21 protein-coding genes are annotated in these 25,954 nt (G+C 45.8%); 20 read left to right on the top strand and 1 reads right to left on the bottom strand.

The features are described 5' to 3' along the window. Positions 1-116 precede the first annotated feature (116 nt). From KGMB01110_RS13140 to KGMB01110_RS13205, 15 genes are all read left to right on the top strand, one after another. Positions 117-1,508: an MATE family efflux transporter gene (locus KGMB01110_RS13140; protein ID WP_174714266.1), complete on the top strand. Its 1,392-nt coding sequence runs from the start codon at positions 117-119 to the stop codon at positions 1,506-1,508. Positions 1,509-1,565: 57 nt separating this feature from the next. Further along, the gene (gene argC, locus KGMB01110_RS13145) at positions 1,566-2,609 is read left to right on the top strand and encodes an N-acetyl-gamma-glutamyl-phosphate reductase (RefSeq protein WP_117603725.1); all 1,044 of its coding nucleotides are present in this window, start codon (positions 1,566-1,568) and stop codon (positions 2,607-2,609) included. A 28-nt stretch (positions 2,610-2,637) separates the two neighbouring features. After that, positions 2,638-3,087 (top strand): GNAT family N-acetyltransferase, encoded by a 450-nt coding sequence (locus KGMB01110_RS13150; protein ID WP_119298794.1) that lies wholly within the window; start codon positions 2,638-2,640, stop codon positions 3,085-3,087. Positions 3,088-3,100: 13 nt separating this feature from the next. Further along, a complete protein-coding gene (gene argJ, locus KGMB01110_RS13155) occupies positions 3,101-4,327 on the top strand; it encodes a bifunctional glutamate N-acetyltransferase/amino-acid acetyltransferase ArgJ (protein ID WP_117603723.1) in 1,227 nt (408 codons plus the stop codon). Positions 4,328-4,365: 38 nt separating this feature from the next. Then, a complete protein-coding gene (argB, locus tag KGMB01110_RS13160; RefSeq protein ID WP_119298796.1) occupies positions 4,366-5,265 on the top strand; it encodes an acetylglutamate kinase in 900 nt (299 codons plus the stop codon). Then, positions 5,255-6,436, top strand: coding sequence for an aspartate aminotransferase family protein (locus KGMB01110_RS13165; protein WP_170141731.1), 1,182 nt, complete (start codon positions 5,255-5,257; stop codon positions 6,434-6,436). Before argB ends, KGMB01110_RS13165 begins: the two co-directional genes overlap by 11 nt. Before the next feature lie 60 nt (positions 6,437-6,496). Continuing rightward, on the top strand, positions 6,497-6,928 hold the full coding sequence (locus tag KGMB01110_RS13170) for a DMT family transporter (RefSeq protein WP_117603721.1): 432 nt from the start codon (positions 6,497-6,499) through the stop codon (positions 6,926-6,928). 206 nt (positions 6,929-7,134) lie between these two features. After that, entirely contained in the window at positions 7,135-7,896 is a 762-nt protein-coding gene (locus tag KGMB01110_RS13175; RefSeq protein ID WP_170141732.1) for a helix-hairpin-helix domain-containing protein, read from the top strand. 42 nt (positions 7,897-7,938) lie between these two features. Continuing rightward, positions 7,939-8,625 carry a response regulator transcription factor gene (locus KGMB01110_RS13180; RefSeq protein ID WP_117603719.1) on the top strand — a complete coding sequence of 229 codons (687 nt, stop codon included), beginning with the start codon at positions 7,939-7,941 and terminating at the stop codon, positions 8,623-8,625. After that, positions 8,570-10,060: a sensor histidine kinase gene (locus KGMB01110_RS13185; RefSeq protein WP_119298802.1), complete on the top strand. Its 1,491-nt coding sequence runs from the start codon at positions 8,570-8,572 to the stop codon at positions 10,058-10,060. The genes KGMB01110_RS13180 and KGMB01110_RS13185 overlap by 56 nt, the downstream gene beginning before the upstream one ends. After that, positions 10,050-10,205, top strand: coding sequence for a hypothetical protein (locus KGMB01110_RS14985; RefSeq protein WP_156085452.1), 156 nt, complete (start codon positions 10,050-10,052; stop codon positions 10,203-10,205). Before KGMB01110_RS13185 ends, KGMB01110_RS14985 begins: the two co-directional genes overlap by 11 nt. A 36-nt stretch (positions 10,206-10,241) precedes the next feature. Continuing rightward, entirely contained in the window at positions 10,242-11,192 is a 951-nt protein-coding gene (locus KGMB01110_RS13190; protein ID WP_170141733.1) for a GerMN domain-containing protein, read from the top strand. A gap of 45 nt (positions 11,193-11,237) precedes the next feature. Further along, the gene (locus KGMB01110_RS13195) at positions 11,238-13,820 is read left to right on the top strand and encodes a ComEC/Rec2 family competence protein (RefSeq protein WP_119298804.1); all 2,583 of its coding nucleotides are present in this window, start codon (positions 11,238-11,240) and stop codon (positions 13,818-13,820) included. Positions 13,821-13,838: 18 nt separating this feature from the next. Next, positions 13,839-14,903 carry a CdaR family transcriptional regulator gene (locus tag KGMB01110_RS13200; RefSeq protein WP_117603715.1) on the top strand — a complete coding sequence of 355 codons (1,065 nt, stop codon included), beginning with the start codon at positions 13,839-13,841 and terminating at the stop codon, positions 14,901-14,903. Between the two features lie 140 nt (positions 14,904-15,043). Then, positions 15,044-16,171, top strand: a complete 1,128-nt coding sequence (locus KGMB01110_RS13205; RefSeq protein WP_117603714.1) for a glycerate kinase family protein — start codon at positions 15,044-15,046, stop codon at positions 16,169-16,171. Between the two features lie 136 nt (positions 16,172-16,307). Here the strand turns inward: KGMB01110_RS13205 and KGMB01110_RS13210 are convergent, their stop codons facing one another. Further along, a complete protein-coding gene (locus tag KGMB01110_RS13210) occupies positions 16,308-18,806 on the bottom strand; it encodes a hypothetical protein (protein ID WP_119298806.1) in 2,499 nt (832 codons plus the stop codon). A 242-nt stretch (positions 18,807-19,048) separates the two neighbouring features. On the opposite strand from KGMB01110_RS13210, the gene KGMB01110_RS13215 reads away from it, so the two are divergent. The 5 genes from KGMB01110_RS13215 (at position 19,049) to KGMB01110_RS13235 (ending at position 25,796) form a co-directional block, all read left to right on the top strand. Continuing rightward, the gene (locus KGMB01110_RS13215) at positions 19,049-20,047 is read left to right on the top strand and encodes an ABC transporter substrate-binding protein (RefSeq protein WP_117603712.1); all 999 of its coding nucleotides are present in this window, start codon (positions 19,049-19,051) and stop codon (positions 20,045-20,047) included. 127 nt (positions 20,048-20,174) lie between these two features. Then, a complete protein-coding gene (locus KGMB01110_RS13220) occupies positions 20,175-21,116 on the top strand; it encodes an ABC transporter permease (RefSeq protein WP_119298808.1) in 942 nt (313 codons plus the stop codon). Between the two features lie 10 nt (positions 21,117-21,126). Beyond that, the gene (locus KGMB01110_RS13225) at positions 21,127-21,921 is read left to right on the top strand and encodes an ABC transporter ATP-binding protein (RefSeq protein WP_172590456.1); all 795 of its coding nucleotides are present in this window, start codon (positions 21,127-21,129) and stop codon (positions 21,919-21,921) included. A gap of 309 nt (positions 21,922-22,230) precedes the next feature. Further along, on the top strand, positions 22,231-24,063 hold the full coding sequence (locus KGMB01110_RS13230; RefSeq protein WP_117603709.1) for an NAD(P)-binding protein: 1,833 nt from the start codon (positions 22,231-22,233) through the stop codon (positions 24,061-24,063). Next, positions 24,057-25,796, top strand: coding sequence for a [FeFe] hydrogenase, group A (locus tag KGMB01110_RS13235; protein ID WP_119298810.1), 1,740 nt, complete (start codon positions 24,057-24,059; stop codon positions 25,794-25,796). The genes KGMB01110_RS13230 and KGMB01110_RS13235 overlap by 7 nt, the downstream gene beginning before the upstream one ends. The last annotated feature ends 158 nt before the right edge of the window (positions 25,797-25,954 follow it).

Consider the following 25,954-nt stretch of genomic DNA (forward strand, 5'->3'; position numbering starts at 1 on the left):
AAGCTAAAATAGAAAAAGCGTCTGAGGTTCGAAAGAAGAATGTCAGAGAGTGGAAATTGAAATCTGGAAGAAGGATGTCGGAAAGAAGAAAGCAGAGAGTTGAAATGGAAAAGAAAATAGAATCAGATAAAAGTTTTTTGGGAACAGAACCGGTAGGAAAGTTGCTGTTTCGGCTGGCAGTTCCCACGGTCACTGCGCAGATGATCAATATGCTTTATAATGTGGTGGATCGGATTTATATCGGACACATCCCGAAGACAGGAGCACTGTCACTGACGGGAGTCGGTGTCTGTATGCCGCTGATCATGATCGTCTCAGCCTTTGCGGCTCTGGTCGGAAACGGAGGAGCACCGAGAGCTACCATCCTGATGGGAAAGGGAGAAAAAGATCAGGCAGAACAGATCCTGGGGAACTGTTTTGTGACACAGATTCTGGTGTCGCTGGTGTTGAGTGTGATGTTGTTTCTGTTTAATCGTCCGATTTTACTGGCCTTTGGGGCAAGCTCCAATACCATAGAGTATGCAGTCGAGTATATGAATATCTATGCAGTAGGTACAATTTTCGTACAGATGACGCTGGGAATGAATATGTTTATCACTTCCCAGGGATTTGCCAGGACAGGAATGTTGTCGGTACTGATCGGTGCAGTGGCAAATCTAATTCTGGATCCGGTATTTATCTTCGGATTTCAGATGGGAGTAAGGGGAGCGGCTCTGGCGACGATCCTGTCTCAGGCACTGTCCTGTATCTGGGTGCTTTCTTTCCTGTTTGGGAAAAAGACGGTGCTGCAAATCAAAAAAAACTGCATGAAGTTGAAGGGTTCGGTGATTTTACCCTGTCTGGCACTGGGAAGTTCCTTGTTTATCATGCAGGCAAGTGAAAGTGTGATTTCCGTATGTTTTAATACTTCTTTATTAAAATACGGAGGAGATGTGGCGGTTGGCGCGATGACGATCCTGACCAGTGTGATGCAGTTTGCCATGCTTCCGCTTCAGGGAATCGGTCAGGGAGCACAGCCGATCATGAGTTACAATTACGGAGCCGGAGATCAGACAAGGGTGAAAAAGACGTTTCGCCTGTTGTTGAAAGTGGATATGTGTTACGCAGTCGGTCTGTGGGCGTTGATCATGTTGTTCCCTCAGGTGTTTGCAGCGGTATTTACAGCGGATCCGGTGTTGATCGCATTTACAAAACGGGCACTTCGGATTTATACAGCGGTGTTATTCCTGTTTGGAATTCAGATGTCCTGTCAGATGGCATTTAATTCTCTGGGAAATGCGAAAGCTTCTATTATAGTAGCTGTGATGCGGAAGTTCGTATTGCTGATTCCGCTGATCTATATTATGCCCCATATTTTCCGGGCAGATCAGACCATGGCGGTGTATCTGGCAGAACCGGTTGCGGATTTTCTGGCGGTGTCCTTTACGTCAGTACTGTTTCTGTCTCAGTTTCAGAAAATGTTGAGTAAAAATGTAAGTAAAAATACAGAAGAAAAAACTGTTGCATAATATTCAGTTAGGATGTATAATTATGCAATAGTTGCAAAAGAAAGGTTGTGAAGATCAATGAAAATAAAAGCAGGGATTATTGGAGCTACAGGTTATGCAGGAGGAGAACTGGTCAGAATTCTGAGCAGACATCCGGAAGTTGAAATCGTCTGGTACGGTTCCCGTAGTTATATCGATCAGAACTATGCAGATGTTTATCGCAATATGTTTGAGATCGTAGATGCAAAATGTCTGGATGATAATATGGAGGAACTGGCTGAGAGAGCGGATGTGATCTTCACAGCGACACCACAGGGATTCTGTGCATCTATGATGTCGGAAGAGATTTTAAGCAAAACGAAGATCGTAGACTTGAGTGCTGATTTCCGAATCAAGGATGTAAAAACTTATGAAAAATGGTATGGAATTGAACATAAGAGTCCTCAGTTTATCGAAGAAGCGGTCTATGGTCTGTGTGAAGTCAACAGAGAGCAGATCAAAGGGGCAAGACTGATCGCCAATCCGGGATGCTATACCACCTGTTCCATTCTGACGGCTTATCCGCTGGCAAAGGAAGGGATGATCGATATGAGTACCTTGATCGTGGATGCAAAATCAGGAACTTCCGGTGCGGGAAGAGGAGCAAAGGTGCCGAATCTGTACTGTGAAGTGAATGAAAATATCAAGGCCTATGGGGTAGCTTCCCACAGACATACGCCGGAGATTGAAGAACAGTTGGGATATGCGGCAGGGGAAGAAGTCCTGATCAACTTTACCCCACATCTGGTTCCGATGAACCGGGGAATTCTGGCAACAGAATATGCAAAATTAACGAAGAAAGTTACGCCGGAAGAAGTGAAGGCGGTGTATGATAAATATTATGCAAAGGAAACCTTTGTCCGTGTAATGGGAGACGGTGTCTGCCCGGAGACAAAATGGGTAGAGGGCAGCAATTATGTGGATATCGGATTTAAGATTGATGAGAGAACCGGAAGAATTATTATGATGGGTGCCATTGACAATCTGGTCAAAGGTGCAGCCGGACAGGCAGTCCAGAATATGAATCTGTTATTCGGTCTGGATGAAACAATGGGTCTGGATCTGGTTCCGATGTTCCCATAAGAGGAAATTAGAAAGAAGCGGAAAGAACATGAAAATACGTCAGATGAAAATAGAGGATTACGAGGAAGTTTATCATCTGTGGAAACGAATTCGTGGATTCGGAATTCGCAGTATGGATGATTCCAGAGAAGGGGTGGAACGTTTCCTGAAGCGCAATCCGACCACCAGTGTGGTAGCAGAAGAAAATGGAAAGATTGTAGGAGCGATTTTGTGCGGACATGACGGACGAAGAGGATGTCTGTATCATGTCTGTGTGGATGAGGCATTCAGACGCCATGGAATCGGAAAAGCCATGGTGGTGAAGACCATGGAAGCTCTGAAAGAAGAACAGATCAATAAAGTCTGTCTGATCGCATTTACCAGCAATGATATCGGAAATGCATTCTGGAACACAATTGGCTGGACAAAACGGGAAGACATGAACTATTATGATTTTGTATTGAATGCAGAAAATATTACAGCCTTCAATGAACAGTAAGGAGGAAAGGATTATGGAGAAGATCAAAGGCGGTGTAACCGCAGCAAAAGGATTTTACGCAGCATCTGCGGCAGCAGGTATCAAATACGAAGGCCGGACAGACATGGCGTTGATTTATAGCAAAAAAGCCTGCAAAGCAGCAGGAACCTTTACCACAAATGTAGTAAAAGCAGCTCCTGTAAAATGGGATCAGAAAGTAGTAGCCGGAACAGCACCGGTTCACGTGGTAGTGATCAATTCCGGAATAGCAAATGCATGTACCGGAGCAGAGGGAATGGAGTATTGTCTGGAGACGGCAAAAGAAGCAGCAAAAGTCTTTGGCGTACCGGAAGAGGGCGTACTGATCGGCTCTACCGGAGTGATCGGAATGCAGATCCCGATCGAACGTCTGAAAGCAGGAATCACATTACTGGCAGACAGTAAGAAAAAAGGACTGGAAGCAGGACATCTTGCGGCAAAGGCGATCATGACCACAGACACAAAAGAAAAAGAAGTGGCAGTGAAATTCACCTGCGCGGACGGAACGGAAGTTACCATCGGCGGAATGGCAAAGGGTTCCGGTATGATCCATCCGAATATGTGTACCATGCTTTCTTATATTACAACCGATGCGAAGATTACAAAGAAGGCTTTGACAAAAGCTTTGAAAGAGGATGTCAAGGATACCTATAACATGATTTCCGTAGATGGAGATACCTCCACCAACGATACCGTGTTACTTCTGGCAAACGGAAAAGCAGGAAATGAAAAGATCCGTTATGGCAGCGAAGATTATGAAAAATTCAAAGAAGCCCTTCATTATGTGAACGAAACCATTTCTAAGAAGATCGCAGGAGATGGAGAGGGAGCCACCGCATTGTTTGAGGTGACCGTGAAGGGTGCTGCATCGAAAAAGCAGGCAAAAGTTCTGGCAAAATCCATTGTCTGCTCCAATCTGACCAAGGCAGCCATCGCAGGACATGACGCAAACTGGGGAAGAATTCTCTGCGCCATGGGATATTCCGGAGCAGAGTTCGATCCGGAGAAGGTAGATCTGTTCTTTGAGAGCCAGGCAGGAAGCCTTCAGATCATTGGAAATGGTACGGCAGTGGATTACAGTGAAGAAAAAGCCACAGAAATCCTGTCTCAGCCGGAAGTGAAGGCAATCGCAGATATCAAGATGGGAGAGCATGAGGCGACAGCATGGGGCTGTGATCTGACCCATGGATACATTGACATCAACGCAGATTACAGAAGTTAAAAAGCAGGATTAGCAGTACAGGAAGGAATCAAAGGAAAATGAATGAGAATATGCAGCAATATCTGGATAAGGCACAGGTGCTGATCGAGGCACTTCCGTATATCCAGAGATTTAACCGGAAGATCATCGTAGTAAAATACGGTGGAAGCGCGATGATCGATGAAGATCTGAAGCGTCAGGTGATTCAGGATGTGACGTTGTTGAAGCTGGTTGGATTTAAACCGATCATTGTGCATGGCGGTGGAAAAGAGATCAGCAAATGGGTCGGCAAAGTGGGAATGGAGCCACAGTTCATCAACGGACTGCGTGTGACCGATGAAGACACCATGGAAATCGCAGAAATGGTTCTGGGTAAAGTGAACAAGAGTCTGGTACAACTGGTGGAAGAGCTGGGAGTACGTGCCATCGGAATCAGCGGAAAAGACGGCGGACTTCTGAAAGTAGATAAAAAGCTTTCCGACGGAAAAGATATTGGATTTGTGGGAGATGTAAAGGAAGTCAATGCAGACATTCTCTTTGACCTTCTGGAAAAAGATTTCCTTCCGATCGTATGCCCGGTGGGAATGGATGATGACTACCAGACCTACAATATCAATGCAGATGATGCAGCCTGCGCGATCGCAAGAGCAGTCCATGCAGAGAAACTGGCATTCCTGACAGACATCGAGGGTGTGTACAAGGATCCGAAAGATCCGAAGACCCTGATCTCTGAACTGCGGGTAGAGGAAGCAAGAAAATTAATGGAAGACGGATATATCGGCGGAGGAATGCTTCCGAAGCTGAACAACTGTATCGATGCCATTGAAAACGGCGTTTCCCGGGTACATATTCTGGATGGACGAATTGCACATTGTCTGCTTCTGGAAATCTTTACCAACAAGGGAATCGGAACGGCAATTTTAAGCGGAGAAGAAAGCAGGTATTATCATGGTGAATAATAAGATCAAGGCGGCAGAAGAAAATCTGTTGCCGGTATACAATCGTTTCCCGATCGCACTGGATCATGGGGAAGGCATGTATCTGTATGATACGGACGGCAAAGAATATCTGGATTTTGCGGCCGGATTTGCAGTGTCCGGACTGGGCTATGGCAATCAGGAACTAAACGATGCACTGAAAGCACAGATCGATAAACTTTATCATACCTCCAATCTCTATTATCATGAGAATTGCGGGATTGCGGCCAGAGAGCTGAACCGGATCAGCGGAATGGATCGGATCTTCTTTACTAACAGTGGCGGCGAGGCAATCGAAGGGGCACTGAAAGCGGCAAGAAAATACGCCTATACGAAGAAGAACGGCCGTTATGAATTCATCGCAATGGAGAATTCTTTCCATGGCAGAACCTTCGGAGCAGTATCTGTGACCGGACACGACTCTTACAGAGAGCCTTTTGAACCACTGGTACCGGGGGTTCATTTTGCCAAATTTAACGATCTGGACAGTGTAAAGGCTCTGGTCAACGACAAGACCTGCGCAATCATTCTGGAGCCGCTGCAGGGAGAAGGCGGAATCAATCTGGCAGAACAGTCCTTCATGGAAGGAATCCGAAAGATCTGTGATGAAAATGATATTCTGATGATCTGTGATGAAGTACAGTGCGGAATGGGCCGTACAGGAACCATGTTTGCATGGCAGGGATTCGGTGTGAAGCCGGATATTATGGCGATGGCAAAGGGAATCGGAAACGGAATTCCGGTGGGGGCATTTGCCATGAAAGAAGAAGTGGCTGAATACTCGCTCAAACCGGGAGACCACGGTTCTACCTATGCAGGAAATCCTCTGGCATGTGCGGCAGTTCGCAAGGTCATTGAGATCTTCGAGAAAGAGGACATTCTGGGACATGTCAACAAAGTAGCTCCTTATCTGACTAAGAAGCTGGATGAACTGGTAGCAGAAACAGACTGCGTAACGAAACGCAAAGGAAAAGGTCTGATGCAGGGAATCGTTGTGACGAAACCGTTGAAAGAAGTCAATGCAAAGGCAGTGGAAGAAGGACTCCTGATTATTCAGGCTGAGGGAAATGTGATCCGTTTTGTTCCGCCGCTGATCGTGGAAGAAAAGCACATTGACCAGATGATCGAGAAGATGAAGAAAGTTCTGGCATAAGGATGTATAAAAACCGGCTGAAGTGGCATACTGTTCATTAAAAAAACAGGAGGTGCCAAAATGGCCGGTTTTTTGATTGCGCTGTTATCGGGAGCGCTGATGAGTATCCAGGGAGTGTTTAATACCCAGGTCACAAAGACGACGGGAGTCTGGGTCAGCAATGGCTGGGTTCAGCTTTCCGCTTTTCTGGTCTGTCTGGGGATATGGTTTGCAACGGGCAGAGACAGTGTACAGGCTTTGATGAAAGTGGAGCCAAAGTATATGCTGCTGGGAGGTGTGATCGGCGTAGGCATCACTTGGTCTGTGATCCAGAGTATGAATACGCTGGGGCCGGCCAAGGCGGCGCTTCTGATCGTGATCGCGCAACTGATCGTGGCATATCTGATCGAATTGTTCGGAATGTTTGGAGTCGAACAGGCAGCCTGGGAATGGAGAAAGGCAGGCGGTCTGGTACTGGCACTGATCGGAATCGCTATTTTTCAGTGGGAATAAACGAAAAACAATGACAATGGAAGCGGTGGACTGAACTGCAAAAATCAGAAAAATGAATTTGGAGAGGAAAAAGGAAACGAAATGTTCATAAAAATGTAACATATATGTAAAAAGATATTGTTTTTCTGTTTGTTTTTCGTTACAATAGGGCTATCCGACGCGGGGAACCTGCTCAGAAACATCAGTAGATGGGAGCAGATGCGAGGATGAAAAAAGAAAACAGAACATTATATAAAAAACAAGACAGAACAGGGAGAAAGATCGGCTGGATCCTGCTGGTTGTCCTTCTGGCAATGTCCGGATGCGCCTCAGAAAAAAAGAATCGTGCAGACGGACTGACAGAGGTGGAATTTTCGACAGAGGATGACGGAAAAGCGTCCGAAGAAGAAAATGACCGGATATCGGGAGAAGACGCAGCAGATGCGGATGGAAGGAATTCATCGAAAGGAGTGTCTGGCAGCGGTCAGCCAGAGTCCGACGGGATGAGTCAGAGTGAGATCCGGGTGTATATCTGTGGACAGATTTGTAATCCGGGTGTGTATACGCTGGAAGAAGACAGTCGGATCTGCGATGTGATCCAGAAGGCCGGAGGTCTGAAGGAAGAAGCATCCGAGACCTATTTGAATCAGGCACAGCGTCTGGAGGATGGAATGAAGATTTATGTGCCATCCAAAGAAGAAGCTAAAACGCTGGGAGATCCTGCACAGGAATTATCCGGTATATCCGGTCAGGTTACTGGTGGTGCCTGGGATTCCGCGGAAAATGGTGCGACGCAGGGCAAGGTGAACATCAACCGTGCAGACAAAGCAGAGCTTATGACGCTGACCGGGATCGGTGAGACGAAAGCAGAGGCGATCCTGTCCTACAGGGAGACGAACCGGGGATTTCAAAGTCTGGAGGAACTAAAACAGGTAGAAGGGATCAAAGACGGCACCTTCCAGAAGATCAAAGACCAGATCTGTCTGTAAAAAATATAAAAGTTGCAAATAAGATTCGAGGGTAGAGTAAATATGGCAAAGAAAATTTTGGTGGTTGATGATGAAAAACTGATCGTAAAGGGGATCCGTTTCAGCCTGGAACAGGAAGGTATGGAGGTAGACTGTGCTTATGACGGAGAAGAGGCACTTGCATTTGCAAAGAACTGTGAATATGATCTGGTGCTGCTGGATGTGATGCTTCCGAAGATGGACGGGTTCGAAGTCTGCCAGCAGATCCGGGATTTTTCTGATATGCCGATCGTGATGCTGACGGCCAAAAGTGAAGATATGGATAAGATCCTGGGTCTGGAATACGGGGCAGATGATTATATCACGAAGCCGTTTAATATTCTGGAAGTTAAGGCACGTATCAAGGCGATTATGCGAAGAACCGCAAAACGTCAGGAGACTTCCACGGGTACGATGGTCGTGAAGGGAGCACTTCGGATCGACTGCGAGAGCCGCAGAGTTTTCATCGGGGAAAAAGAGATCAACCTGACAGCAAAAGAATATGACGTACTGGAGCTTCTTGCCATGAATCCGAACAAGGTATACAGCAGAGAGAATCTTCTGAATCTGATCTGGGGCTATGACTATCCGGGGGATGCACGTACCGTTGATGTACATATCCGAAGGCTGAGAGAGAAGATCGAGACGAAACCAAGTGAGCCGAAATACGTACATACAAAATGGGGAGTGGGTTATTATTTCCAGGGGTAAAAATAAAAGAGTAATCAGATTTCATATACAGTTTTTAAAAAGTCTGCGTTTCCGTATCGCGCTTCTGGCCATTCTGGCATGGCTGATTCCGGCAGGACTCTTATATTTCGGAATCTTAAAGAGTTATGAGGCGCGTGCGGTTTCTCTGAGAACGGCTGAGATTCAGAATCAGTGTACGATTCTGGGCAACCATCTGAATACGTATCATTATCTGGATGATACATCTTCTGAGATCATTAATTCCGAATTAACGCAACTTACAAGTATATACAACGGCCGCGTTATGATCGTGGATCAGAATCTGAAGATCGTAAAAGATACTTATGATCTGGATGAGGGAAAAACGATGATCGCGGAGGGTGTTGTGCGCTGCCTGGAAGGCGAAGCGAGCAACTCCTATGATGACAAGAACTGCTATATTGAAGTGTCCGCGCCGATTATGAACGGAGAATCCAATCAAATCAACGGAGTGATCCTGGCCAGCGTATCGACGGATACGATCGCAGATACCGTGGATATTCTGGCGGTAAGAGGAAGTGCGATCCTTGGGGTGGGCACGCTTCTGGTGACGGTACTGGCGTTGGTGATCTCCCACTATATGATGCGTCCGTTCAGAAGGATGACAAAAACGCTGTCTGAGATTACGGATGGATACGGAGAAGTCACCTTCCAGGAAAATGTATACAAAGAGACGCAGGAACTGGCAGAGGCACTGAACCGTTTGTTGGAACGGCTGAAAGTTCTGGATGAATCCAGACAGGAATTTGTATCCAATGTGTCTCATGAGTTGAAGACCCCACTGGCATCCATGAAAGTTCTGGCAGATTCTCTGCTGACTCAGGAAGAGGTACCGAATGAACTTTACCGGGAATTTATGCAGGATATTACCAATGAGATCGAACGGGAAAATGTGATCATTACAGATCTGCTGTCCCTGGTTAAGCTGGATCGGACCACACCGGATCTGAATATTATGGCGGTCAATGTCAACAGTCTTCTGGAATTGATCCTGAAGCGGTTAAAACCCATTGCCGCAGATAAGAATGTAGAAGTCGTTCTGGAAAGCTTCCGTCCGGTGACGGCAGAATTGGATGAAGTAAAAATTACGCTTGCATTTACCAATCTGGTGGAAAATGCAATCAAATATAATCATGAAAACGGTTGGGTGCATGTGTCGCTGAATGCGGATCATAAATATTTTTATGTGAAAGTCGCAGATTCCGGAATCGGGATTCCGGAAGAAGATCAACAGCATGTGTTTGAACGGTTCTACCGTGTGGATAAATCTCATTCTAGAGAAATGGGAGGAACCGGACTGGGACTGGCCATTGCGAGAAATGCGGTCATTCTGCACCGTGGCTCCATTAAAGTACACAGTAATCCGGGAGAGGGTACCACATTTACGGTAAGAATTCCGCTGAACTATGTGGTGTAAAATACACAGAGAAGTGGCGTATGTCTGTGAAAATGAAACGGGAGATGTGCTGAAAAATGATGAAGAATGTGGAAGAAACGTCGCGACAAACGAAGAAATATTATGGAAACAGTTTGCAGAAATGCAGGAGACGGTGAAGGAATAGCATAGAAAGAATAGTAAAGAAAGAATGAAGAATAGCGTGTGGAAAAATATCTGGAAAAAAAGAAAATGGCCAAAACAGATCTTTCTGACCTGTATCATGCTCAGTCTGTTGATGGCAACGGCTACCGGATGCAGCAGACTGCCGATTCTTTCACAGAAAGACAAGACCTGTCTTTATTATGTGAATCCGGAGAAGACCGGACTGGTGGAAGAAGAGTATGACCTGCAGGGAAGTACGGCTTTAGAGCAGGCAAAGCAGATTTTGACGGAATTAAAACAGACACCGGATAAAGAAAAAATGCAACCGTCAATTCCGAAAGGGGTTGAGGTGAAAGATGTAAAACTGTCCGGGAAAAAGCTGACAGTGGATCTGAGTGAAGAGTATCTGAAACTGGATACGATCCAGAGTGTCCTGCTTCGGGCGGCTGTGGTGGAATCCATTGTACAGGTTTCGGGAATCCGTATGGTGGGATTTACAGTGGGAAAAGAACCGATTCAGGATGAAAACGGAGATGCCATCGGTTATCTGAATCAGGATAATTTTGTGCAGAACAGTGGATCCGCACTTCACTCCTATCAGGATGCGACCCTGAAACTTTATTTTTCAAACGAAACGGGAGATGCGCTGAAAGAGGAAACAGTGACCGTGAAATACAGCAGTAATGTGTCGATGGAAAAGCTGATTGTGGAACAGATTCTGAAAGGGCCGTCGCAAAGCGGAGAGTACCCGACGCTCAATCCGGATACCAAAGTTCTGGGAGTTACGGTCAAAGAGGGAATCTGTTATGTGAATCTGGATGAAAATTTTCTGAATGTAACCTATGACGTGACACCGGAAGTGGCGATCTATTCTCTGGTGAATTCACTGATTGAGGGAACGGATGCGTCGAAAGTACAGATTTCTGTAAACGGTGAAACGAAAGTCTCTTATATGGATTCACTGGACCTTTCGGAGCCGCTGAAAATGAATGGGAATCTGGTACAATAAATTCGGACAGAAAAATTAAAGAGCAAAAAGAAAAGGAGTGGAAGCTTGTCAAAAAGACCGCTTTGTGTCCTGGCGGCGGGCTTCCTTCTGATACAGGTGTTCCGGTTGTGGCAGATGGAACCTGAACCGGAACAGGCGCTTCTGCGTCAACTCGGGGAAGAAGGAAGTACGATCTTATGTAGCGGAACCGTTCAGCGCTGGGAAGAACGAGGGGATGGAACCCTCTGTTATGAACTGATATCTGTTTCGAAAGATTTGACCGATTTGAAAGATTCGATGGAGTCCATTGATTCGGAAGATTTGGTTGATTCACCTGCTTCGATTTCAGATGTAGCAAATCTTGATGTAATTCTTAATGATTCAAATTCTAATGATTTCATTTCAAAGGCTTCGGATCAGAAGCAAATATCCAACAAACAATTGGGTTTAAACTGGAAACTTCTGGTGTATGACAAAGAAAGCCGGGAACATTTTCCTGTGGGCAGCAGAGTGCAGATTCAGGGAACACTGCGATACTTTGACCGGGCAGTAAATCCGGGCATGTTTGATTCACGGGCATTTTACCGAAGGAAAGGGATTGCGGCAATGTTTTTTGCAGAGAAGATTGAAAAAGTGCCGGAAAGGATGCAGACAAGTGAACTCTCAGAAACACTTTGCAGATTTCGTACCGCATGGAAGAAAATGTTATACCGGGGGATGGATGAGAAACATGCGGCCACCGTCGCAGCCATACTTCTGGGCGAGAAAAGCGGAATGGATCCGGATGTAAAAGAAGAATTTCAACTGGGAGGAATCGGTCATATTCTTGCAATCTCCTCGTTACATATGTCTCTGCTTGGAATCGGATTGTATCAGTTTTTAAGAAAGAGAGGGCTTCCCTTTTGGAGTGCGGGACTGGTGGGCAGTTCTTTTCTGGGACTTTACGTGTTGATGGTTGGGATCGGAGTCTCGACGACCAGAGCGCTGGTGATGTATCTGGTGAAAATAGGAGCAGAGATCACGGGACGCACTTATGATGGCTGGACAGCGCTGTTTCTGGCGGCGGCAATTGTGACGGGAATACAGCCCTTATATTTTACAGACAGTGGATTTTGGCTGTCCTTCGGAGCGATTTCCGGGATATTGCTCTGGCAGGAGATTGGAAAGAATCTGCTGGAGAATCGGGTAAATGGAATTACGATGTGGGCCGGATTTACAGGAGTAGCGGTGCAGATTTTCCTATTACCCATTCAGCTTTTTTATCAGTATGAGGTGTCCGGTTACAGCATTTTACTGAATGCAGTCGTGATTCCACTGATGCCGGTATTGCTTGGAAGTGCGCTTCTGGGTTCTCTTTTTCTGGCAGGCGGTTCCTTGCCGGTCACAGGGAAAATGGTATGGGGAGCCGGAAGGGGCATTCTGAAAGGAACGGAAGTGCTTCTGGAGTGTTATCGGAGATTATGTCAGATTACGTTGAAGATGCCGGGAGCAAGAATCGTGACAGGAAAACCGCAAATCTGGAAAATGGCAGGATATTACTTGCTGGTTTTTCTAGGTGTGTGGATCGCCATAAAGAGAAAAGGCAGAAGGAAGCAGAGAAGAAAAAGAGAGAAAAGAAGAGGTAAAACGAAGCTACACAGGGTTCCGGGAAAAGAGAAAAAAAGCGACGGAGGAAGGAAAAAGAAAATAGCGGGAATGACGCTTGCCATAATGCTGGCTTTTCTTTTACTTCTTTTGCCTGAAAGCAAGAAGAAAGGTCTGGAGATGGTGATGCTGGATGTGGGACAGGGGGATGGAATTGCCATCCATTTTCCGGATGGAAAGAACCTGTTGGTGGACGGAGGAAGTCTGGATGTGGAAGATCTGGCAAAATACAGGCTGGAACCCTATCTGAAAAGTCGAGGAATCAGCAGACTGGACTATGTCTTTGTGACGCACGGGGATCAGGATCACATCAGTGGAATTGTTCAGATGATGGAAAGAGTGGATCGGGGGGTGAAAATAGAAAATCTCGTGGTTCCGATACGAGATGTGTGGGAGGAACAACTGGAAGAACTGGTGTCGCTGGCGAAAACGAAAAAGATTCGGGTAGTGGAGATGAAGGAAGAACAGATCCTGGCGTTTTCAGGTGGAACGATCCGTTGTTTGCAGCCGGGAGAAATGGAATATCCGGAACCGGGAAATGCGGCATCGATGGTTTTGCAACTGTCATATGGAAAATTTGATCTGTTGCTGACCGGCGATGTGGAAGGGGAGGGAGAGCGTATGCTGACGGAAAAACTGGCATCGGAAAAAGAAAAGAGAGTGAAGCAAAAGGAAGGACAGAGAGAGAATGAAGAAAGGAGTGGAATCGGAGAAATCGAGGTGCTGAAAGTTGCTCATCATGGTTCGAAAAACTCCACCTCCGAAGAATTTCTTTCTGTGGTTCAGCCGGAATGTGCGCTCCTGTCCGCAGGAAAGAAAAACCGGTATGGGCATCCTCACGAAGAAACCATAAACCGGCTGGCGGAAGAAGGCGTGACGAAGTTCTGTACCGTAGAAATGGGGGCGATCCGAATCAGAACGGATGGAGAAAAGTATCAGATCTGTGGCTTGTGCGGGCAGAAGGAAACCGATATAATAGGAATCAAATATACAGGACATCGTTGAAAAAAGGCGGGATAAGATATGGAGATTACGAAAGAACTGGCAGCGCAGATCGTGACAGCGATCTATGAGGTAGTTAAAAGAGATATTAATTTTATTGATCCGGACGGAAGGATCATCGGAAGCAGTGACCAGAAAAGAATCGGGGATTTTCACCAGGCCGGAGCCTATGCGGCGAAAGAAAAGAAACGAATGATCGTGGATGAGGAGCATCCGTTTGAGGGAGCAAGACCGGGAATTAATTATCCGATTTTTCTGGAAAATCAGGTATTGGGTGTGATCGGAATTACAGGAGATCCGAAAGAACTGGATGCTTATGGATTTCTGATTACGAAGATCACGGAAGTCTTTCTGAAAGAACAGAAATTAAATGAAGAGTTACTGTCAAAAGACCGGGCACTGCAATATCTGATTCAGTCGCTGATTCATGGAGACTTAAAGGATCCGGAGCGAATGAAAGATCTGATGGAAGAATTTGGAATCGACGAAACACAAAAACGGCAGGTACTTCGACTCAAGATCCGTCAGAGAGGAATGGAACCGGTACTGAGATTTTTCTTCCGGGAGAAGAAAATACAACTGTCGCTATACAACTATCCAAGGGAATGGGTGGCGATTCTGACCGAAAAGGAATGGAAACGACTGGAATTTCCTTCTTTTCTGAGACAGCATCCGGAGAGTGTGTTTGCGGGAATCGGAGAACCGGAATCCTTATATCAACTCCAGAAATCCTATGAAAATGCAAGGACAGCCAGTCAGAGGGGAGAAAGGATGAATCAGGAGTTCTGCAGTTTTGAAGAGATTTCAGCAGAAATGATTCTGGAAAGTGTGAAAACCGAACGGAAGAGGCGGTATGCGGAACAGATTCTGGGGAAACTGAAGGAAAAAGAAAAAGAACTGCTCCAGATTTACTTCCGGAACAATCAGTCCCTGAAGGAAACCGCAGAGGAATTGGGGATTCACAGAAATACCCTGCAATATCAGTTGGATCAGATTGCAGGGAAATGTGGAAAAAATCCAAGAGAGTTTCAGGAAGCATTTCAATTACAGTTGGCATTATTATGTGAAGATAGTTCGAATGACTAAAAATAAAGTGAATTAATTTGTTAAAATTAGTCTTTGGACTATTTATTTTCCTCGGGACTTTGTTATAATGAACATAGTAAATGAAAGAGCATTTTATGAGAAAGAGCTGCGAATGAAATGGAACAGGAGGCAGGAAGTATATGAAAGTAGTGGTAGCGATCGACTCTCTGAAGGGAAGTCTGTCATCTATGGAAGCAGGACAGGTGATCAAAGATGCAGTGTTGTCGGTGAAGCCGGATGCGAAGGTGGTAGTAAGACCACTGGCAGACGGTGGCGAGGGCACAACAGATTCTCTGATCGAGGGATTTGGCGGAGAAAAAGTTGATGTGGAAGTGACAGGACCGATGGGACAGAAAGTTTCTGCTTATTACGGTTATCTGAAAGAACAGAATATGGCGGTTCTGGAGATGGCTTCTGCAGCGGGTATCACTCTGGTACCGGATCAGGAAAAAGATCCGATGAAAGCGACGACCTACGGTGTAGGCGAGCTGATTCTGGACGCGATCGAAAAAGGATGCAGAGAATTCATTGTTGGAATCGGCGGAAGTGCGACCAACGACGGTGGAATCGGAATGCTCCGCGCACTGGGATTTGAGTTTTATGACGAAAATGGAGAGTGTGCAGGGGAAGGCGGACAGGCACTGGCAAAAGTGTGGAAGATAGATGAGACAGAGGCGGATCCGAGACTTCGGGAATGTCATTTCCGTGTGGCATGTGATGTGAACAACCCTTTGTGCGGAACCAATGGAGCAACTTATATTTACGGACCGCAAAAAGGTGTGACAGAAGAGATGAAGCCGGTTCTGGATGCAGGAATGGCTCATTATGCGGAAGTAACCGGAAGAGATCGGAAGAATCAGTTTAAAGATACAGAAGGAGCCGGGGCAGCAGGAGGACTTGGCTTTGCATTCCTGAGTTATTTAGATGCGGAACTAACACCGGGAATCGAGCTGATCCTGGATGCGGTGGGGCTGGAAGAAGAAGTAAAAGATGCAGATGTAGTAGTGACAGGAGAAGGACGCCTGGATCATCAGACAGCCATGGGAAAAGCACCGGTTGGTGTAGCAAAAGTCGGAAAGAAATACGGAGCGAAAGTAGTTGCATTTGCCGGAAGTGTGACAAAGGATGCAACGGCATGCAACGATGCGGGAATCGATGCATTTTTCCCGATTGTTCGCGGAATTACGACGTTGGAAGAAGCCATGAAGCCGGAAAATGCAAAAGAAAATCTTGCAGCAACGGTGCAGCAGGTTTTCCGACTGCTGTAGGCTCATATTGTATGCAGATATATGTTCCTATGCGTGTATGACAATGATATACAGATGTAAGGCACCTCTTTCGGAGGTGCCTTTTTGTCTCCTTATTTGATCAATCAAGTTACAAAATCAGTAGGAAGCATTTGAATTAGTTTTTATCTCTTCGGTTATAAATGATAACTGTGCCGGAAAGGACGATGCCGCTTAAAAGAATCAGGATAAACCAATGCGAAAGCAGATTGCTGTCGTTGGTTTGCGGATTCTGGATATGGTTTGAAGTCGCTTTAGAGGCTGAATTCGTTCCCGATGAATCTAACTCTGAAGGATCCGAAACTTCCCCGCCGGACTGTCCCGGGGGATTTGTCGGATTGTTGGTAGCGGGGATCACCTCAGTTATGGTATGTCCACAAACTGTGCAACTTTTTGTTTTACTTCCGGTTTCCTTGGAGGTAGGAGCTTTTGTGACCATCCATTCCCCGTAAGTATGTTCAAGCACAGGAAGAATAACGTCTGTTGTTTCCTGACTTCCATACTGATCGACAAATTTTTTCATACAGACGGAACAGTGCCAGTATGCGGTGTTGCCCGCCTCCGTACAGGTGGCTGCCTTCTCTTCCCGGTGACTCAAACGATGCGCGGCCAATGTACCATATGTATTGCTGCACACGGTACAGGCAGCTTTCTGTAAACAGGTAGCCGTACCGCCGGAACAGTCGGCTTCATCGAGATGGGTATCACAGCCGTAAATACATTTGTGATAATGTTTATCGTTTTCCTGTGTCCACTCACTTGCTGCCTGGTGGTGATTGGGATCCAAATCTCCATATTGGCTGCCACAGATCTCGCAGACAGCTCTTTGGGAACAGGTAGCCGTACCACCGGTATGCAGACAGGGATAACCACATTCAAGACACACGTCATTTTTCCATTCGTGCATTTCCTCTGCCACAACAACCGCATGGCAGCAGTTGTAGACAGACTGGTGTGTGTTAGCCGTCTGGATCCAGGTGACAATGCCTGTGTGATTATTGGGATCGAGAACTCCGTAAGCCTCGTGGCATTTTGTACAGACAGCCTGATCTATACAGGTGGCCGTACCACCGGAACATGCTTCTGATTCAGAAACGGAGCAGACAGAACAGGTACGGGTGTGCTGATCCGCACCGTCACGCTGCCAGGACTCCCAGGTATGTCCAAGAGGATCTCCGTCGGTAAATACTTCCGTTCCCTTTGCACCGCATATACAGGAATAGTAATATTTCTTCGCCTCTGTACAGGTGGCATCACTGGCCTTAAAGGTATCATCTTTCACCTGCTGATCGTAGACATGCATCGCATATTCGTCTTTTTGGCTGTTGTCTGGAAGTGGGCAATTTGGTGCGAGACATTCACGCCAGTGGAAAGAATCATCGTATGCCCATGCATCCGGATTCCACGTATGGTAATGCATATCACCCTGATAGCTGCTCACGATTCCCACACCATTGGATACGACCACACGCATTGTCACCGGCTCACTGCAAAAGTCCATAGAGCGCGAATCGTTTATTTGCTCAGAAAAGATTGACAATGTGTATTCATTATCTCTAACACCGGCAAGAGGAATAGATAAAAATCCGCTGGATGCATTGGAACTGTCGACTAATTTGCCATAATACCGCAAGTCACCATAGCGATTGGTCAAGATACAGGAGATATACTGATTTGCCCCTCCGGTTGCATTGGCATAACCAAAAGAAAGTGTTTCTCCCGTCTGTCGGCTCTGCCCCCAGGTCGCATAGACATTCAGCTTTTGATCTGTGTGTTTCATGGTAAATTTTACCAACTCGGCTGGTTCCTCTGTCGCGACAAAACCATTTTCCACAGATACAGAAGGCTTCCCGCTTGCATCATCCGCATTGGAGATAAAGAGGAGAGAAGACAGATCTGCATTAAGGGCAGGCCTGGCACCGATATCCCTGTCTACTTCGATATTATAGAACATGACGGCCGATGACGGCACCTTATAACGACCGGGACATTGCCGGGCTCTTTCACCGTCCCTGCCATAACCGGGAGTACGCAGCCAGAAATGATCAAACTGACCTCCGTAGAGGCATACAGCTTCCACATCTATGGTATTGTATTCCTCGAGGGACAGCGGCCATAGCTTTTGATTGCTGACCGATGGACCGGTGATGCTGTCATTTCCGGTCAGGGTCCTTGGACGGATATAGGATGCCTCTTTTGCCGGCAAGCCATTTGCAATCTGGACCAATTTTTGCTGTAGGGTACTTCCGCCATATTCATTGGGAGCTCTCCACGCCGACATCCCGGAAGGATTGTTTGCATAATACATGGTTCCACGGCCGATGGTAGAAAATGGACTTGAATTTCCAAAGGAATTCGCACTTCCTCTGCGGAATGGAATATTTTGGTATTCCCTGTCGTAATCTGAGGCGAGAAGCGTGGCGTGACCCGGCTGTGGATATATACCACTGGTTCCGTCGCCGATCACCCACCATGTATGTCCTGCAAAGACTACCTTATTCCGATTGACCTTCAGCGATGGCTTCCATACACCTACCGCCGAACTTTTGATTGGCATAAGAGTAGATAATATCGCAACACAAATAAGTAAACTGAGTATTCGTTTCTTGCTTTTCAAAGGAATCACCTCCATTCTGTTTTATAAAGTTATAGTACTGAAAATATATGGAAAAGTCTATGACTTTTTGTAGATATGAGTTACATGTTTTTTATGATGGGACAAAAAATAACACTTGACGGATAAGAACAGTTGCCGTATAATTCTAGTATCGCTTTGATGCGTTAAAGTTTTGAACGTTAAAGCATCGTGCCGTTAAAGAGATGAAAACGGCAGATCAAAAGCACAGGGAGGAAAATCTTATGAAGTTAAAGAAATTATTTTCAGTGATGGCAGCATCCGCAATGGTGCTTTCACTTGCAGCATGTGGAGGATCTTCTGATTCCAAAGATTCTTCTGATTCAGCATCTTCTGATAAGCAGTACAACATCGGAATCTGCCAGTTGGTAGAGCATGAGGCTCTGGATGCAGCAACTCAGGGATTCCAGGATGCATGTGAAGAGAAATTCGGAAAAGATAACGTAAAGTTTGATGTACAGAATGCTCAGGGTGAGCAGGCAATGTGCAGCACCATCATTAACAATTTCGTATCCGCAGATGTGGATCTGATCCTGGCAAATGCTACACTGCCGCTTCAGACAGCAGCACAGGCTACATCCACCATTCCGATTCTGGGAACTTCTGTTACAGATTACGCAACAGCATTGGAAATCGATGACTGGCAGGGAGCAACCGGAATCAACGTTTCAGGAACCAGTGACCTGGCACCGATTGACGAGCAGGCAGATATGCTTCTGGAACTGGTACCGGATGTAAAGAAAGTCGGAATTTTATATTGTTCCGCAGAAGCTAACTCCAAATATCAGGCAGAGTTATTTGGGGAAGCCATGAAGAAGGCTGGAATTGATTACGAAGAATATACGGCAGCAGACTCCAATGAGATCCAGACTGTTGTTCAGAATGCAATAGAATCCTGTGATGCATTGTATATCCCAACCGATAATACAATGGCTTCCAATACAGATATCGTAAAGAATCTGGTGATTCCGGCAAAGATTCCGGTAATCGCAGGCGAGCAGGGAATTTGCGCAGGATGCGGAATTGCAACACTGTCCATCAGCTACTATGATCTTGGATACAAGACCGGTGAAATGGCATACGAAATTCTGGCAAACGGAGGAGATATCACAACTATGAAAGTTGAGAGCGCTCCGAAGGTGACAAAGATGTATAATGCAGAGATCTGTGAGGAACTTGGAATCACAGTACCGGATGATTACGAAGCAATTTCCGCAGAGTAATTAGAATGGAAATCTGAGACGACAAGATTAAAAAATTAAAGGAATGAACGAATGCATGAGACTGTTGCCGTGGGTATTTGCCTACGGCAGCAGTTTGCGTATATAAAAGGAAAGGAAGAAAAGAGATATGGCAGTTTATTTTAGCACATTAGACCCTATGGCACTTGTGCGGGCACTACCGGGAAATGTGGCACAGGGACTGATCTGGGGAATCATGGCACTGGGGGTATACATTACCTTCCGAATTCTGGATTTCGCGGATTTGACCGTTGATGGAACACTGGCAACAGGAGGCGCTGTGGCGGTCGTGTTGATCAAAGGAGGAATGCACCCGGCAATGGCTCTGATCTTCTCTTTTCTGGTTGGAATGGCAGGTGGCCTGGCAACTGGACTTTTACATACGTTGCTTGGAATCCCCGGGATTCTGGCAAGTATCCTGACCCAGATTTCCCTGTATTCCGTGAATCTGGGAATTATGGGAAAAGCAAACCAGAGTATCGGAATCGGTCAGAAAAACCTGGTAGCATCACTTCGTTATGTAACCGCAGATGACAGAATGTTCTTCTTTGCAAAGCTGATCATCGGATGTCTGATCCTGGTGGCAATTTTGTACTGGCTCTTCGGTACGGAAATCGGGGCAGCAATCCGTGCGACAGGATGTAATGAGCAGATGGCAAGAGCTCAGGGCATCAATACCAATTTCACCAAAGTCATTGCGCTGATGATCTCCAACGGTATGGTTGGTCTGTGCGGTGGAATCTATGCACAGTATCAGGGGGCAGCCGATGTCAACTCCGGTCGTGGAGCCATTGTAATCGGTCTGGCAGCGGTAATTATCAGTGAAGTAATTTTCGGAAAACTGTGTGCAGGAAGAAAGATGGCATTTGCATTTACACTTTGTGCAGTTTATGTGGGAGCTATCCTGTATTATATTGCTTACACACTGGTGCTGTGGCTGAAGATGCCTTCAGATTATATGAAACTGTTCTCAGCAGTCGTTGTTGCATGTTTCCTTGCAATTCCATATCTGAAAGCAAAATATGGAAACAAGAGAAAGGCGGTGCGATAGAATGGGCTACATGTTAGAAATTCAGGATATTCATAAAACTTTTAATCCGGGAACCATCAACGAAAAGGTGGCATTGAACGGAGTAAACTTAAATCTGAATCCGGGAGATTTCGTGACGATCATCGGAGGAAACGGAGCAGGAAAATCCACTACATTGAATGCGATCGCCGGACTCTGGCCGGTGGATCAGGGAAAGATCATCGTAGATGGAAAAGATATTACCAAGTTACCGGAACACAAACGTGCAGGTTATCTGGGGAGAGTGTTTCAGGACCCGATGACAGGAACCGCAGCAACCATGTCGATTGATGAAAATATGGCAATTGCTGCAAGAAGAGGAATGCACCGCGGACTGAAATGGGGCATTACCAAACAGGAACGTGAGACATATAAAGAAAAACTGGCAGAGTTGGATCTGGGACTGGAGGATCGTCTGACCAGTAAAGTGGGACTCCTTTCCGGAGGTCAGCGTCAGGCAGTTACTCTGTTGATGGCAGCGCTTCAGAATCCGAAGCTGCTGTTACTGGATGAACATACAGCGGCACTGGATCCGAAGACGGCTGCGAAGGTGCTGAAAATTTCTGACATGATCATTCAGGAAAATCATCTGACGGCCATGATGGTAACGCATAATATGAAAGATGCCATCGCACATGGAAATCGTCTGATTATGATGCATGAAGGAAAGATTATTTATGATGTTTCCGGGGAAGAAAAGAAACAGTTGAAAGTTTCTGATCTTCTGGCAAAATTTGAAGAAGTAAGCGGCGGAGAATTTGCAAACGACCGTATGATGCTGAACTGATGTTGCGCAGCTAACGGAAAATAAAAGTGGTCAGATGTGGTATAAGAAAATATTATGGCTTATCTTTCAGAAGGTATTAGACGAGAGTGAAAAAGTAGGCTATGATATACACAATCATCGAAAGACGGCCGTAAGGACTGGGTTTCAGCATTTATAATTAAAAAGAAAGTAAGAACAGATTTTAAAGAGCTGTCCGATGTCGGACAGCTCTTTTTTTGAGCAGTTTGACAGTAAATTGACGAACTGTTGATCAATAAGAAATGTTTTATTGTCCAATATGAAACATAAAAAGAGGAAGGAGAACGAATTATGAGCAGATTGGAAATTTCAGTTCCTGGAAAAGCCCAACTGGTAATAGAAGGGCTTTATCGTGATCTGGAGCGAAGAATCGAGGCCAGTCCTCCGGGATTATGTCCGGTGGATATGACGAGAGCATTTCTGGAGATGTGTCATGCACAGACCTGCGGAAAATGTGTTCCCTGTCGTGTGGGATTGTGGCAGCTTAAGAATCTTCTGACGGATGTGATGAATGGAACGGCAACGCTAGAGTCTTTGGATCTTATGGAGGATCTTGCAGTATCTATTATGGACAGTGCAGACTGTGCCATTGGTTATGAAGCGGCAAGAATGGTCTATCAGAGTTTGATCGGATGCAGAGAAGACTACGAGGAACATGTTCATCAGGGAAAATGCACCTGCCAGTACAAACAGCCGGTACCGTGTGTGGCATTATGTCCTGCGCATGTGGATATTCCGGGCTATGTAGCACTGGTTGGAGAAAAACGTTATGCAGATGCGATACGTCTGATTCGAAAGGATAACCCATTCCCGACCACATGTGGATTTATCTGTGAGCATCCGTGTGAAGCAAGATGCCGCAGAAACATTGTGGATGATGCAGTGAATATTCGCGGACTGAAGCGTGTGGCAGCAGATTTTGCCGGGGAAGTGGATCCGCCGCAGTGTGCACCATCAACCGGGAAAAAGATTGCAGTAGTGGGTGGAGGACCTGGAGGATTAAGTGCTGCTTACTACCTGCAGCTGATGGGACATCAGACTACAGTTTTTGAAATGCTTCCAAAGCTGGGAGGTATGCTGCGATACGGGATTCCGAATTACCGTTTGCCAAAAGAACGGCTAGATGATGATATTCAGGCGATTCTGAAGACTGGGGTAAAGGTAATCTATGGAAAACGGATCGGTACGGACATGACGATCCAGAGTCTGCGAAGTGAATATGATGCTGTCCTGATCACTATTGGTGCAAGTACGGATAAAAAACTGGGGATTGAAGGAGAAGATGCCCAGGGCGTGATTTCGGCAGTACAGTTTTTGAGAGATGTAGGAAAGAATCAGAATATGGATCTGTCTGGTCAGCAGGTTGCTGTCATTGGAGGCGGAAATGTATCTATGGATGCAGTACGTACAGCAAAACGGCTTGGCGCAGAGAAAGTCAGCATCGTATACAGAAGAAGAGTGGCAGATATGACAGCACTTCCGGCAGAAATCGAAGGTGCAGTTGCCGAAGGAATTGAAGTGAAGACTTTGATGGCACCGAAGAGGATTGAAAAAGATGAAAATGGTCATATAAAAGGAATTTATGTGACACCGCAAATGATCAGTCAAATTAAGGATGGAAGAGCCAGTGTAAAACCAACCGGAGAAGAAGATCGTTTTATTCCGTGTCAGACTCTGATCGTTGCGATTGGACAGGACATAGAATCCAAGCATTTTGAGGAGGCAGGAGTGCCTGTCAGCCGCGGAAAGATTATTACAGAAAGATATGGTGGATTTGACAATATTCCAGGAGTGTTTGCAGGTGGTGACTGTGCCAGTGGTCCGGCATCAGTTATTAAAGCAATTGCGGCAGCCAAAGTAGTGGCGGCGAATATCGATGAATATCTGGGATTTAATCATGAAATCAGCTGTGATGTGGAGATTCCGGAAGCGAAGATCACAGATAGACCGCCTTGCGGAAGAGTGAACCTGACGGAACGTGAAGCGGCTGAGAGAGTAAGAAACTTTGAAGGTGTAGAAAACTGTATGACGGAAAAAGAAGCCTGTCAGGAAGCCGGAAGATGCTTAAGGTGTGACCATTTCGGTTATGGAATCTTTAAAGGAGGGAGGGAGACGTTGTGGTAAATCTTACAATAGATAATCAAAAGATAAGTGTTCCGGAAGGGACCACGATTATGGAAGCGGCAAAACAGATTGAAATCTCTATCCCAAGACTTTGTTTCCTGAAGGGAATTAATGAGATTGCAGCCTGTCGTGTCTGTGTAGTAGAAGTGGAAGGAATGGAAAAGGTGATCACTTCCTGCAATAACGTGGCAAAGGAGGGAATGGTAATCTATACCAACAGCCCGAAAGTGCGTCGTGCCAGACAGAGAAATGTGCAGCTTCTCTTATCACAGCATGACTGTAAATGCGCGGTTTGTGTCAGAAGTGGAAATTGTTCACTTCAGAAGCTCGCCAATGATCTTAATATTATTGATCTCCCGTTTAAAGAGCGCTATGAAAAGGATGACTGGGATCAAAAATTCCCATTGATTCGTGATGCCAGAAAATGTGTAAAATGTATGAGGTGTGTTCAGATCTGTGATAAGGTACAGAGTCTGAATATCTGGGATGTGGTGAGTACCGGATCCAGAACAACAGTTGGCGTACAGGAAAATAAAAAAATAAATGATGTAAACTGTGCTCTTTGTGGTCAGTGTATTACACATTGCCCGGTAGGAGCATTGAGAGAACGGGATGATACAGAGAAAGTATGGGATGCGATCGCGGATTCTAAAAAAGTAGTGGTAGCGCAGGTGGCACCGGCTGTCCGCGCGGCCTGGGGAGAGGCACTTGGACTTTCAAGAGAAGAGGCGACGGTTGGAAAGATTATGGATGCCCTGAAAAAGATGGGGGTAGATTATGTATTTGATACATCATTTACGGCAGACCTGACTATTATGGAAGAGGGAAATGAATTTTTGCAGCGTCTTACAAAAGGAGAACTGAATCTGCGACCGATGTTTACTTCATGTTGTCCGGGATGGATACGATTTATCAAATCTCAGTATCCACATCTTGTTCCGCAGCTTTCAACCGCAAAATCTCCACAACAGATGTTCGGAGCGGTTATGAAAACCTATTTTGCAGAATCTATCGGAGTGAAACCGGAAGATATGGTGACTGTATCCGTTATGCCTTGTGTTGCGAAAAAAGGTGAGGCAAATATGGAACTGTATGCCGGAGAATATGCGGGACATGATGTAGATATCGTCCTGACAACAAGAGAATTGACCAGAATGATGCGCTCGGCACATATTGAAGTGGATACATTAAAAGACAGGGAATGCGATCCGTTGATGAAAGAATATACCGGAGCAGGTGTGATCTTTGGCGCGACAGGCGGTGTTATGGAGGCGGCGTTGCGCTCGGCACATTATCTGTTGACGGGGAAAAATCCAGATCCGGATGCATTCAAGATTGTGCGTAGTCCGGCTTTTGGAAGTGGGGTAATAGAGGCTGAGGTGCAGATCGGACATGCGAAAGTGCGTGCGGCGGTTGTAAGTGGCCTGGGAAATACCAGAAAGCTGATCGAACAGATTGAAAAGGGACAAGTTCACTATGATTTCGTGGAAGTTATGGCATGTCCGGGCGGATGTGTCGGAGGTGGTGGACAACCGATTCATGATGGAGAGGAACTTGCCCATGACAGAGGAGAAAATCTATACTTCCTGGATAAGCATGCAGATTTGAGATTCTCTCATGAGAACCCGGATGTGATTCGCTTGTATCATGATTATTTTGAAAAGCCATTATCACACAAATCACACATGTTATTGCATACAGATCATAACAAATGGCAGATGCCAGGGCGTTAATTCAGAATTGTATAAAATTTGACTAGAAAACAACAAAGCTCCCGAGAGCTGTAAATGTTTGAATTTACAAGCTTTCGGGAGCTTTGTTGTTTTTATGGAAAAGAGTATTGTGCATATTGCATAAACTGTTGACTCAAAAACAGAAAAAATAATGCAGG

Source organism: Mediterraneibacter butyricigenes, from assembly GCF_003574295.1.
In the GTDB taxonomy this organism is placed as follows: domain Bacteria; phylum Bacillota; class Clostridia; order Lachnospirales; family Lachnospiraceae; genus Mediterraneibacter_A; species Mediterraneibacter_A butyricigenes.